Here is a 12,931-nt window from a genome sequence, read left to right on the forward strand (position 1 = left end):
GGAAACATGGGAGACCTGGCCATAGATTTCTGCGGCGAGTGGTATGAGCCGACCGATGAGGACATCTTCAGCATCGGCCGCGAAGGCGACCTGGAAGTGGACGACAACCCTTACCTGCACCGACGCTTCCTACAGATCGCCAGGTATGACGGCATCTGGTGGCTCAGCAACGTGGGCAGCCGCCTCTCCGCCACGGTGGCCGACGGATCCGGCGGCATGCAGGCCTGGCTCTCGCCCGGCGCCCGGCTGCCGCTGGTCTTCAACCACACCAGCATCATCTTCACCGCCGGACCCACTACCTATGAATTCGCCGTCCACCTGAAAACGCCGTCGTTCCGGCAAGAGGCCAGCAGCGAAACCAGCGGCGGCGACACCACCATCGGCCCGGTGGTCTTCACGGACTCGCAGAAAGCCCTCATCGTGGCGCTAGCCGAACCCATGCTCCGGCGCGAAGGCACCGGGTTTAGCGCCATTCCCTCATCCTCGGAGGCGGCCCGGACCCTGGGCTGGGCCCTCACCCGGTTCAACCGCAAGCTCGACAACGTGTGCGACAAACTGGACCGTGCCGGAGTGGCGGGCCTCCGGGGTGGCGGCGGGAAGCTGGCCACCAACCGCCGGGCACGCCTCGTCGAGCACGCCGTCACCTCGCACCTGGTCACCGCCAGCGACCTTCACCTCCTGGAAAAGATGCGCGGAGACAGCGAAGCATGAGAATCCGACTGACCCTGCGCCGGGACCCCGCCGAGGCCAAGGACCTGGCAGTCACCGTGGACGGCCGCGCCACCGTCGCCGACATCGCCACCGAGCTGTGGACGGCCGACCCCGCCCGACGGCAGCAGCCTGCCCCGCCGAACCTCTCGCTCCGGATCGACGAGGCATTCGTTGCCGGCGGCATGCGCGGCATCGTCCTGGACCGGGCGGACAACCTCCTCGAGTCGGGGCTGCGGCCCGGGTCGGTCGTTTCGCTCACCCAGGTCAGCGACCAGTTCGGGAACCCGAACGACGCCGGCCCGGCCGCAGACCGCGGCCCCGCCGCGGCGACGCTGCGCATAGTCTCCGGGCCCGACGTCGGACGGGAATTTTCCCTGCCCACCGGCACCAGCTACATCGGACGGGACCGGGGCGTGGACGTCCGGCTCACCGACCCCCTGACGTCGAAGCGGCACGCCCGCATCACCGTGGGGGAGAGCATCGAAATCGTCGACACGAACTCCGCCAACGGACTCCAAATGGACGGTCTGCCGGTCACCCGTGCCACGCTGAACTCCTCGGACACCGTGACGCTGGGAGACACCGAGCTCACCGTGGTGCCGCTGGCGCGCAGCGGTGCGGCAGCTCCGACGTCGCCCCTGGTGGACTTCAACCGCTCCCCGCGGGTGATCCCCCGGTTCGCCCCGGCCAAGCGCGTGCCCCCGGCCGGGCCCAAGCGGCAGGACCACCATCCCTTCCCCTACATCATGCTGATCGCCCCGCTGATGATGGGCGCGGTGCTGTTCGCGGTGACCCAGAGCTTGGTGTCAATACTGTTCATGCTGATGATGCCGCTGTTCATTGTGGGCCACTACGTGGACCAGAAGCTGCAAAGCCAGCGCGAGCGCAAGGAACAGCTGAAGCAGTTCCGGGCGGGCATGGCCGCCTTCCGGCAGGACACGACCGAGCTGCAGCGCGTTGAGCGGGCCGTCCGGCTCCAGGAGGCGCCGTCCGTCAGTGACACCGTCGACTCCATCTACAAGCTGGGTCCGCTGCTCTGGACCCACCGGCCGGAGCACTCCGGGTTCCTGACGCTCCGGTTCGGGCTCGGCACAGTGCCGTCCAGGATTCCGTTCGAGGAGCCGAACTCCGCGGAAACCGAGACAGAGTACCGGCGCGAAATTGAGGGCTGCCTGGACCAGTTCCGGCTGATCGAGGGCGTGCCGGTGGTTTCACAGCTGCGGACCGCCGGCTCGTTCGGCCTCGCCGGGCCGCGCGGACTCGTCGATGACGTGGCGCGGGGAGTGGTGCTCCAGCTCGTGGGCCTGCATTCCCCGGCGGAAGTAGCTGTTGCCGCCATCACCTCGGCCCGGTCCCGGGAACGCTGGAACTGGCTCCAGTGGCTGCCGCACGTCGGCTCGAGCCACAGCCCGGTCAGCGGCGACCACCTTGCTGCCGGCTCGGCAGGCGGCACCAGCCTGCTGTCCCGCCTCGAGGATCTCGTGGAACTCCGGGAGGCCGCCCAGCGGTCGCAGGGTCCCGTGCACCGGCCGGGCATCTCCGTGGAAACCGCGGATGTTCCGCCGCCGGTGCTGCCGTCCGTGCTGGTAATCGTCGAGGACGACGCGCCGGTGGACCGCGGCCGGCTGACCCGGCTCGTGGAGCGCGGACCCGACACCGGTGTCCACGTCCTGTGGGTGGCTGCCGGCGTCGAATCCCTTCCGGCCGCCTGCCGTGACTTCATGGCCGTGGACGGCGAGCACGGCAACACCACCGGCCAGGTCCGGCTGGGACGCCACACCTACCCCGTGAGCTGTGAAAGCCTCGACGCCGAACTGGCAGGCCAGCTGGCCCGCATGCTCTCGCCCGTGGTCGACGCCGGTAAACCGGTGGAGGACGACTCGAACCTGCCCCGCGCCGTGTCTTATGCGACGCTTATCGGCAAGGACTTCCTGGAAAATCCGCAGGCCGTGGCGGAACGCTGGCAGGAGAACAACTCCGTCCGCTCCACCGCTGTCGCCAACCGCAAGGACAACGGCTCGCTGCGTGCCCTTGTGGGTTCCAAGGGTGTGGAACCTCTCCACCTCGACCTCAAGAACGAGGGGCCGCACGCGCTGGTGGGCGGCACCACCGGCGCCGGCAAGTCCGAGTTCCTGCAGTCGTGGGTGATGGGCATGGCTACCGCGTACAGCCCGGACCGCGTCAGCTTCCTGTTCGTTGACTACAAGGGCGGCGCCGCGTTTGCTGACTGCGTCCACCTGCCGCACACCGTGGGCCTGGTCACCGACCTCTCGCCGCACCTGGTGCGGCGCGCCCTGACGTCCCTGCGCGCTGAGCTCCACTACCGGGAACACCTGCTCAACAGGAAAAAGGCCAAGGACCTGCTCTCGCTCCAGCGCGAGGCAGATCCCGAGGCCCCGCCCTACCTGGTGATCGTGGTGGACGAATTCGCTGCCCTGGCCACCGAGGTGCCCGAGTTCGTGGACGGCGTCGTCGACGTCGCCGCCCGCGGCCGGTCCCTCGGGCTGCACCTGATCCTCGCCACCCAGCGCCCCGCCGGCGTCATCAAGGAAAGCCTGCGCGCCAACACGAACCTTCGGGTGGCGCTGCGGATGGCCGACGAGGACGACGCCACGGACATCCTGGGCGTGCCGGACGCCGCGTACTTCGACCCCTCCATCCCGGGCCGCGGCGCGGCGAAGACCGGTCCGGGCCGCATCCAGGGTTTCCAGACCGGCTACGCCGGCGGCTGGACCACGGAACGCCCGCAGCGTCCGCAGATCGACATCGTGGAAATGGCCTTCGGGTCCGGTCCTGCCTGGGAAACGCCGGCCCCCGACACTGCGGTGCAGGACGAACCGGCCGGGCCCAACGACATCGCAAGGATGACCGCCAACGTCATCGCCGCGGCGGACCTGCTGGCCATCGAACCGCCGCGGAAGCCGTGGCTGAACGAACTGGCCACCACCTACGACTTCTCGCTCCTGCCGAACCCACGCACCGATGAACGGCTCCTGCTGGGCGTTGCGGACGACCCCGCCCGCCAGGACCAGCCCACCGTCTTCTACGAACCGGACAGAGACGGCAACATGGCCATCTACGGCACGGGCGGCTCAGGCAAGTCCGCGGCCCTGCGGGGCATCGCCATCGCCGCTGCCGTCACCCCGCGCGGCGGCCCCGTCCACGTCTACGGAATCGACTGCGGCTCCGCCGGGCTCAAAATGCTCGAAGAACTTCCGCACGTGGGCGGGATCATCAACGGCGACGACGTGGAACGCGTGGGCAGGCTGCTGCGCTGGCTTAGCGACCTCGCCGAGGACCGGGCAGCCCGTTTCGCCGAGGTCCGCGCCTCCACCATCGGGGAGTACCGCAAGCTTGCCGGCCTGCCGGATGAAAAGCGCATCTTCGTGCTGGTCGACGGCATGTCAGCCTTCCGTGAGGCTTATGAGTACAGCAAGCTCTCCGGCCTATGGGACCTCTTCCTGCAGTTGGCGACCGACGGCCGTCCCCTGGGCATCCACCTCGTTGTTACCGGTGACCGCCCCAACTCCGTCCCGGCGTCGTTGCTTGCCTCCATCCAGCGAAGGCTGGTACTCAGGCTGTCCGCCGAAGACGACTACCTGACCATGGACGTGCCAAAGGACGTCCTGGGCCAGGCCGCGCCTCCGGGACGGGGGCTGCTGGGCGGCCACGAGGTGCAGCTCGCCGTCCTGGGCGGCAACTCCAACCTGGCCCTGCAGGCGCGCGAAGTCCACAAACTCAGCGAAGCCATGCTCCGCCAGGGTGTGGAACGGGCTCCGCGCATCGAGCGGCTGCCCGAGCAGATCGACCTGGACATCCTGCCTGCCGGGCTGCCGGATCTGCCCGTGGTCGGCGTGGACGACGAAACGCTGCAGCCCGCCACACTCATGGCCAAGGGCCCGCTGCTGCTCGCCGGCCCGCCCGGCTCCGGCCGGACCGTGGCCCTGGTGACCATGGCCTACGCGCTGCGCCGGTCCAACCCCGGCACCGAACTGGTTTACCTTGCCGCCAGGAAGTCCGCCGTGGCGTCCCTGCCGGTCTGGGACCGCTCGCTGGTGGGGGCCGACGACGTCGAGGAGGCGGTGGAAGCGCTCACGGACCACGCCTCGGCCAATCCGGGCAAGGTGGCCATCTTCATCGAGGGACTCACGGAGTTTACGGACACCCTGGCCGAGTCCGGCATAGGAAGGCTCGTGGCGGCGTCCATCAAGGCCGACCAGTGGGTGGTCGGGGAATCCGAAACGTCCACCTGGTCATCGGCCTGGTCGCTCGCGCAGCCGTTCAAGTCGGGCAGGAGGGGGCTGCTGATCAACCCGGGCGACATCGACGGCGACAGCCTCCTCAATACGTCACTCGGACGGGTCGGCGCCGGCTTCATTCCGGGCCGCGGCTACATCGTCGGGCGGGGCAAGGTGCGCAAGCTCCAGATCGCGCTGCCGCCGGAAAACCGGCAGTAGCCAATTTGGCGCGCCGGGCGGGACTGTAGGAAGATACCCGGGACAAAACTCGACGCGGGAGGGTCCCGCGCGGCTGCAAAGGTACTCCATGATCCGTCTTCCTCTTCTGCGTGGCGCGCTTCTGCCCGGAACTGCCGCTGCCATGCTGGCCTTCACGGTTGTGACCGGCGCCGCCGGAGCTGCCCAGGCGGCCTGCCTGCCGGAGGGACCGTGCTCGGAGTCGCCCGCGCCTGTCGCTCCGCCGTCGTCCGGTTCCCCGGCGCCGATGACGACGCCAACCGCCTCCGCGACGGCGCCGCCGCCGGCCCAGAAAGCGCCGGCACCTTCGCCGGCTCCGGCGCCCCCACAGCCGGTGCAACCGGTGGCACCTGCTGCGCCGGTGGTGCCTGCGGCGCCGGTGCGGCCGGTGGCGCCCGCGACCCGCATGGCTCCTGCACCGGTCACACCGGTGCCCGCTCCCGCCGTCGTCCCGGCAGCGAATGACGGGATTGTGGCCGCGGTCCCCGCTGCAACACGGCCGGTGACCACCGCCTCCGCCAGCGCGGACCCGTCGCCGTCCGTGTTTTCTGCGGAGTCCAGCTGGACTAAACCGATCGCCACCCCCGCCGCCAGCCAAGCCGCCGCCGTCGTAGTCGCGGACAAGGGGTCCGGCCTCGGCATTTTCGGCCTGTTCGCCGTCATGGGCGGCGTCCTCCTGGTGGGTCTGGGCGGACTGGCCTTCGCCCTGTGGAGCCGGAACCGCCCCGGTCACTGGTAGGGGCTTTCGCCGGCGGCGGTTCTGACCGGCACCCCCGGCATCCCCGGCACGGGAGGCCTGCCGCCTCGGCAAAATGTCCTGGCTGTAAGGCAAGATAGGTCTGTGAGCACACCATCAGGCCCCACAGACAGCGCAGCCACCGGAACTGACCAGCTTGAGCCGGAAGCCATTCCCTCTGAGTCGGTACGGGATGAGTACGAGAACCTGGCGGACCTCGTCCGGAAGTACCGGTTCGCGTACTACCAGGAGGATGAGCCGCTCGTTTCCGATGCCGAGTTCGACACGCTCTTTCGCCGGCTGGAGGAACTTGAGGCGCTGCATCCGAAGCTCGTTTCCAATGATTCGCCCACCCAGGAGGTTGGCGGGGAAGTGTCCGCGGCGTTTGCCGCCGTCGAACACCTTCAGCGCATGTACAGCCTGGAGGACGTGTTCTCCCTTGAGGAACTGCAGGCCTGGATCGCGAAGGCGGAGGCCGGGGTTGCCAAGTCCGGGAACCCCGAGGCCGCCTGGCTGACCGAGCTGAAAATCGACGGCCTCGCCGTGAACCTGCTCTACCGGGACGGCAAGCTGGTCCGGGCCGCCACCCGCGGCGACGGCACCACCGGTGAGGACATCACTCACAACGTGCTCACCATCAAGGAGATCCCGCAGCAGCTCAGCGGCAGCGGTTTTCCTGCAGAAGTGGAAATCCGCGGCGAGGTGTTTATCCCGTCCAAGGCGTTCGCCGAATTCAACGAGGCGCTGATTGAGGCGGGCAAGGCGCCGCTGGCCAACCCGCGGAATGCCGCGGCCGGTTCCCTCCGTCAGAAAGATCCGGCAGAGACTGCCAAGCGCCCGCTCCAGATGTTCGTACACGGGATCGGCGCGCGCGAGGGCCTCCAGGCCGCCAGCCAGTCGGAGACCTACCGGCTTCTGGCAGAGTGGGGACTGCCGGTCAGCCCCTACTTCGAGGTTCTCGCCAGCCCGGCGGAGGTGCTGGACTTCATCGAGAAATACGGGGACAAGCGGCACAGCCTGCTCCACGAGATCGACGGCATCGTGGTGAAGATCGACGACTTCGCCACCCAGCGTGCCCTGGGCTACACCACGCGGGTTCCGCGCTGGGCCGTCGCCTACAAGTACCCGCCCGAGGAAGTGCACACCAAGCTCCTGGACATTGCCGTGAACGTCGGGCGCACCGGCCGGGTCACGCCCTTCGGGATCATGGAACCGGTCAAGGTGGCGGGCTCCACCGTGGGAATGGCGACGCTGCACAACCAGGACGTCGTCAAGGCCAAGGGCGTCAAGATCGGCGACATTGTGGTGCTCCGGAAAGCCGGGGACGTTATCCCGGAGATCGTTGGCCCGGTGCTGGCGCTCCGGGACCAGCAGGACCCGCCGGTGCGTGACTTCGTCATGCCCACGGAATGCCCGTCCTGCGGCACGCCGCTGGCTCCCGGGAAGGAAGGCGACGTGGACATCCGCTGCCCCAACGCCAAGTCCTGCCCGTCGCAGCTGCGTGAGCGCGTGTTCCACGTTGCCAGCAGGGGAGCATTCGACATCGAAGCCCTCGGCTGGGAGGCTGCGATCGCGCTGACCCAGCCGACGGAGCCTGAGGTCCCGCCGCTGGTCAGCGAAGCGGCCCTTTTTGACCTGACTCCGGAGGACCTTGAACCGGTGAAGATCCGGCGCGAGAAGCGGTCCAAAGGCGTTGCCACCGGCGAGTTCGAGCTGGTGCCCTACTTCTACAGCAAGGGCACGGCCAAGACGCCGTCTAAGCCGACGGCCACCACCGGAAAGCTCTTCAACGAACTCGAAAAGGCCAAGACCCAGCCGCTGTGGCGCGTCCTGGTGGCGCTGTCCATCCGGCACGTCGGCCCCCGGGCGTCGCGCGCCCTGGCCAACCACTTCGGCACCATGCACGCCATCCGGCAGGCATCCGAGGAGGAGCTCGCGAGTGTGGACGGCGTTGGCCCCACCATCGCAGCAGCGCTCAAGGAGTGGTTTGCCGAGGACTGGCATGCCGAAATCATCGACCGCTGGGCGGCAGCCGGGGTCCGGATGAAGGACGAACGGGACGAGTCCACTCCGCGCACGCTCGAGGGACTGACCGTGGTGGTCACCGGAACCCTGGAAGGCTTCAGCCGCGACGAGGCCAAGGAAGCCATCCTGGTCCGCGGCGGCAAGGCGGCAGGATCGGTGTCGAAGAAGACCAGCTACCTAGTGGCCGGGGACAACGCCGGCACCAAGCGGGACAAGGCCGAGCAACTGGGCGTGCCTGTGCTGGACGAGGACGGGTTCCGGGAGTTGCTGGCCAACGGGCCCGCCAGGGCTGACGAGGATGGAGCTGGAGCTGAAGCCCCGGCTGAGGATCCTGAGGCAACGCCACTCCCGGCCGACGGGGAGGATTCCGAGTGACACCGGATACCGCAAACACCTTGAACGTGACCGGGCTCCTCGCCGTGGCCAAGGCCGCCGCGGCTGCTGGTGCCGGTGTCCTTGGCGAACGCAGCAACGGCGCCCTGGACTCGGGGACTGTGACCAACAAGGGCGAAGCCGGCGACTGGGTTACCGCCTTCGATGTGGCCGCCGAAGAAGCCGTTCGCACCGCCATCCGCAGTGCGCGGCCCGACGACGTGATCACCGGCGAGGAGCACGGGACAACACGCCCCGAGAAACCGACCGGGCTGCGGTGGTCCATTGATCCGCTCGACGGGACCACCAACTTCATCCGCAATATCGTCTACTATGCCACCTCAGTGGCTGTTGCCGATTTCGACGGCGTGTGGCTGGCCGGCGTCGTGCACGCGCCCGCGCTGGGGCGTGTGTATTACGCCTCGAGGGGCCAGGGCGCGTGGCTGGAACAGGACGGGAAGCGGGTGCAGCTCACTGGTCCTGTTCCCGGCCGCGCCGGCCAGATCCTGTCCACCGGCTTCAGCTATGACCCGGAGGTGCGCGCGGAGCAGTTCGCCGCGCTGGGCAGCTTCGTGGACGGCTTTGCGGACGTGCGGCGGCTCGGCTCGGCTGCCCTGGACCTGTGCATGGTTGCCGACGGAACCGTCGACGCCTTTGGCGAGCGGGGCCTGAACGAGCACGACTTCGCCGCGGGCGCGCTGGTGGCGGAGGAAGCCGGATGCTGGGTGCGGCGCCCGCGGCTCACCAGCCCGCTCCAGGGAGGGCCCTCGGCGGTGGAACGGCTTTCGGCCTGGACATGCGCGGGCACCCTCGAGATGTCCGGCAAGTTCCCGCTGTAACAGGGTGCTTCCCGGGGCCGGCTCGGAGCGCTGCCCGGGCCGAATGCGGCCCGGGTGGTTCACATTTGCGGCGGTGTCAGGTTGTAGCGCGCAATGATGTCCGGCAGCCAGGGCGCTTCGGCGAAGCGCAGGCCGAAGTGGGCCGCGAGTTTCTCGACCGTCTCGGGGTCCGGCAGTCCGGCTTCGATGTGGTTGGCAAGGCCCCAGAAGAAGTGCTCGAATCCCGCGGGGCTAATCACCTCAATCATGCGGGCGGGCACCTTTCCCGCGTTCCACATGGTGTGAAGTTCATTCCGTGGCTTCGTGATGTACCCGCCTGCACCCAGGACCGCCTCGCGGTCACCGGAGCGGAACCCTATTTCGCCCTCGATGACGATCGAGTACTCGTCTTCACGGGTGTGGATATGCGGCGGTACCAGCGCGCCAACGGGGAACGGATGCTCCACGATGGACAGTTGCTGGTTGGTGTCCTCGCCAAGGAGCTTGAACACGACGCCGATGCCGCCGAGTTGCGCTTCCCTGCCCTGTCCGGGCTGCACGACGGTCAGCCGCGGAGCCCCTTCCTCGTTCATGGGCTATTCCCTTCCTTGCCACGGAGTTTGCGGTGCAGGAATTATCGTCCCGCCAACCGTGCCGGTCTATAGGGAAAACAAAGCAGAGGGAGTCAATCCTGTGAAAGCACGTACCTGATAGTTCAATCACGGAAACAGCTGTTTCGCGGGGCGCATCGGTCTGCTGGCACTACCATTGACGGGTGCAACCGCAGATCACCGTCCGTCCCGCAACCCCAGCCGACTATGCGGCCATCGCCCGCATCACCCGGGACGCCTATCTGGCGGCGGGATACTTCGAGAGCGCGGACCACCCCTACATGAAGCAGATTCAGGACGTGGGAACCCGCGCAGCCCGTGCCACCATCTGGGTGGCAGAGCGCGCCGGCACGATCGTCGGCTCGGTGACGCTGGCGCTGGCCGGCGAGAAGTATGCCGATATCGCGCTGGACGACGAGCTTGAGTTCCGCATGCTCGTGGTGGATCCCGCCGTGCAGCGCAGCGGCGCCGGCCTGGCCATGGTGGAAGCGATTATTGCGCACGCCAAATCGCTGGACGGGATCCGTGCCGTCGCACTGACCACCGGCGGGAACTGGGAGAGCGCCCACGGGCTGTACCGGAAAACAGGCTTCCGACGGGTACCGGAGCGCGACTGGTATGTGCCCGGCACCGACATAAAGCTGCTGGTTTTCAGGCTCGTCGTCCACCCCGCCTAGAGTGGAGCCGACTTAAAACCCCTAGTGAAAGGCGCAGCATGCGCAAGACGTTCGGCACCGGCTCGGTCTGGGAACAGAAGCTCGGCTACTCCCGCGCGGTCCAGGTGGACAACACGCTCTACATCTCGGCCACCTCGGCCAGCGGAGAGAACGGCATCGTCGGCAGTGACTTCTACGAGCAGACCCAGTTCATCCTGCAGAAGCTGGAGACTGTCCTGGCCGACGCCGGATTCGCGCTCGCCGACGTCGTGCAGTCCAAGCTGTACCTGACGGATATCAGCAAGTGGGAGGACGCCGGCCGTGCCCACGGCGAGGTTTTCGGCGAGATCCGCCCCACGCTGTCGCTGGTCCACGTGCTGCCGTTCCTGGACCCTGAAATGCTCGTGGAGATCGAGCTCGTCGCGCAGAAGAGCGCCAGCTAGAACGTCCCCGCCCAAGCGCGATTTGGCAGCTGACGCCCCGCATCCACGAGATTGCGGGCATTAGCTGCCATTTCGTTTTAAACCTGATTTCCTCCTGTGGATGTCGGCTGCGGCCTGATGAAATTGGGCCCGCGACCACCGGAAAAATGTCAGTGGCTCGTGAAAGGCTGCGGGTATGGAAAGCAGTGCAGCTGTCGAGACGATGGAGGCCATTGACGCCTCCACTTCGGTGCTGGCTGCTTTTGTCCGCCGCGGGACGGGCGGCCTTGCGTTCCAAGGAACAGACAACCCGGCGTCGGACGGTGGTGATCCGCTGCGGGAGCAGGCGGATGCCTGCCTGGACGGGCTGGCCGAGCTGGCCCGGATGGAGGCTCAGCTCGCGGCGCTGAAGGTGCAGCTCGTTGCCGCGTACGCCGACGCCGAGAAGGCCATGGCGTCGCCGGCCGAGTCCCCGCAGGACCGCACCGTCAGGGAGATGGCCGTGACCTCGGAGGTCGCGTGTGTCCTGACGATCAGCGAACGCGCCGCGAGTGCTCTGCTGTTCGACGCCTTGAACTGACCAGCGCCCGGCCGCTGACGCTGTTCGCGCTGCAGGCAGGGGCCATGTCGTGGCAGCACGCCCGGATTATGGTCGACGAAACCGCGAACCTCGATCCGGCGGGTGCCGCGGCGTTGGAGGCGCACTTCCTGGACCCGGACGCCCCGGACCCGGCCCGGGGCTGCCCGGCCGGGGAGCTCGTCCCGTGCCGGTTCCGGGCGAAGGTCCGGTATTGGCGGGAACGGCACCACCCGGTCAGCATCGAAAAACGCCACGCCCGCTCGGCGGCGGACCGGCGGGTGGAATACGCCCCGGACCGCGACGGGATGGCCTGGCTTTCGGTCTATCTGCCCGCGGCCCAGGCCGCCGGGATCTGGGACCGCACCACCGCCACCGCCCGGGCCATGCAGGGACCGGGCGAGGCCAGGACCCTCACCCAGCTCCGCGCCGATGTCACCTCAACCTGGCTCCTCACGGCGGGCCTCGAACCTACCCCGGCCGGCACCAGCGACGGCAGCACTGTTGGTGGCCCCCGGGTCAGCGTGATTGATGACGGGATCGCCGGTTCCGGGCTGGCCGGGGGTGTGCCCTCGCCCGGAGCCCAGGTCCTCGTCACCGTTCCGGTGTTCTCGCTGCTGGGTCTGACCGAGGAACCCGCCATGCTGGACGGCTACGGGCCGATCCCGCCGTCCATGGCCCGTGCCCTGGTTGCCGAGGAGGCCACGTCGTTCCTGCGGGTACTGATAGATCCCCGCGACGGGGCACCCCTGGAAATCGGCCGGACCAGCTACCGCATTCCCAAAGCGATGCGGCAATGGCTGCGGCTTCGGGACGCGAAATGCACGTTCCCCAGCTGCAACAACCACTCCCTGGACAACGACGCCGACCACCTCCTCGCCTGGGCCGATGGCGGCGGCACCGGGATCAGCAACCTCGGCCAACCATGCCCCAAACATCACAGACTCAAACACAACTCAGCCTGGACACCCACCGCCGCCAACGCCAACGACCCGCCCGGCTGGACCTCACCCACCGGCCGCCACTACACCAGCGAACAACCCGACTGGGAACCACCCCACTGGCCACCACCCATCCAAGCCATACTCAACAACCTGGCCGTGTTCAATGACCCAGCCGTGCCCAATGACCCAGCCGTGCCCAATGACCAAGCCGTGCTCAACAGCATTGACCCGCGCATGCCCGAACAGCCTGACGATCGCGCCAACGCCTCGCCCGACCATTCCGGTCGCGATGGTGACCGGGACGAGTATGGCTGGGGCGCCGTGGTAGCTGACGATCACCTGCCCGAAACCGAACCGGACGAAGCGGAGCCCATAGAAGACGACCTGGCAGAACTCGAACAGGCAGACTATCCACTACCCGAGGACCCGTTTCCGGAGTGGGCACTCAGTCTGTCCGCTGAGCCCTACGAGACCCAGAAGCCAGGTAGGGCAAGCACCGCAATTACCTGCGAGCCGCTTGTGACAGGCCGTGAAGCAGCCTAAAGAGGCGGCCCGCTGTTCAGAGACTGCCGCCGCTGACGGTT

At 67.9% G+C, this 12,931-nt stretch carries 8 protein-coding genes and 1 pseudogene; 8 read left to right on the top strand and 1 reads right to left on the bottom strand.

Annotated features, from left to right (window positions below):
- The first annotated feature begins 6 nt into the window (after window positions 1-6).
- The 5 genes from J7I85_RS09325 (at window position 7) to J7I85_RS09345 (ending at window position 9,158) form a co-directional block, all read left to right on the top strand.
- Window positions 7-711, top strand: a complete 705-nt coding sequence (locus tag J7I85_RS09325; protein WP_214850415.1) for a hypothetical protein — start codon at window positions 7-9, stop codon at window positions 709-711.
- Window positions 708-5,168 (top strand): FtsK/SpoIIIE domain-containing protein, encoded by a 4,461-nt coding sequence (locus tag J7I85_RS09330; RefSeq protein ID WP_214850424.1) that lies wholly within the window; start codon window positions 708-710, stop codon window positions 5,166-5,168. Before J7I85_RS09325 ends, J7I85_RS09330 begins: the two co-directional genes overlap by 4 nt.
- 88 nt (window positions 5,169-5,256) lie before the next feature.
- Window positions 5,257-5,925 (top strand): hypothetical protein, encoded by a 669-nt coding sequence (locus J7I85_RS09335; RefSeq protein WP_214850426.1) that lies wholly within the window; start codon window positions 5,257-5,259, stop codon window positions 5,923-5,925.
- 102 nt (window positions 5,926-6,027) lie between these two features.
- Complete coding sequence (gene ligA / locus J7I85_RS09340; RefSeq protein ID WP_214850428.1) at window positions 6,028-8,322, top strand: NAD-dependent DNA ligase LigA; 2,295 nt, start codon at window positions 6,028-6,030, stop codon at window positions 8,320-8,322.
- On the top strand, window positions 8,319-9,158 hold the full coding sequence (locus tag J7I85_RS09345; protein ID WP_308159437.1) for an inositol monophosphatase family protein: 840 nt from the start codon (window positions 8,319-8,321) through the stop codon (window positions 9,156-9,158). The genes ligA and J7I85_RS09345 overlap by 4 nt, the downstream gene beginning before the upstream one ends.
- A gap of 59 nt (window positions 9,159-9,217) precedes the next feature.
- Here J7I85_RS09345 and J7I85_RS09350 read toward each other — a convergent pair whose 3' ends face one another.
- Window positions 9,218-9,730 carry a cupin domain-containing protein gene (locus J7I85_RS09350; RefSeq protein WP_214850439.1) on the bottom strand — a complete coding sequence of 171 codons (513 nt, stop codon included), beginning with the start codon at window positions 9,728-9,730 and terminating at the stop codon, window positions 9,218-9,220.
- Between the two features lie 182 nt (window positions 9,731-9,912).
- On the opposite strand from J7I85_RS09350, the gene J7I85_RS09355 reads away from it, so the two are divergent.
- The 3 genes and pseudogenes from J7I85_RS09355 to J7I85_RS09365 form a co-directional block, all read left to right on the top strand.
- Window positions 9,913-10,425: a GNAT family N-acetyltransferase gene (locus tag J7I85_RS09355; protein WP_214850442.1), complete on the top strand. Its 513-nt coding sequence runs from the start codon at window positions 9,913-9,915 to the stop codon at window positions 10,423-10,425.
- 38 nt (window positions 10,426-10,463) lie between these two features.
- On the top strand, window positions 10,464-10,847 hold the full coding sequence (locus tag J7I85_RS09360; RefSeq protein ID WP_214850445.1) for a RidA family protein: 384 nt from the start codon (window positions 10,464-10,466) through the stop codon (window positions 10,845-10,847).
- A gap of 175 nt (window positions 10,848-11,022) precedes the next feature.
- Window positions 11,023-12,479 (top strand): annotated as a pseudogene (locus J7I85_RS09365) (DUF222 domain-containing protein); the annotation flags it as partial.
- Window positions 12,480-12,931: the final 452 nt, after the last annotated feature.

The organism is Arthrobacter sp. ISL-65 (assembly GCF_018613795.1).
In the GTDB taxonomy this organism is placed as follows: domain Bacteria; phylum Actinomycetota; class Actinomycetes; order Actinomycetales; family Micrococcaceae; genus Arthrobacter.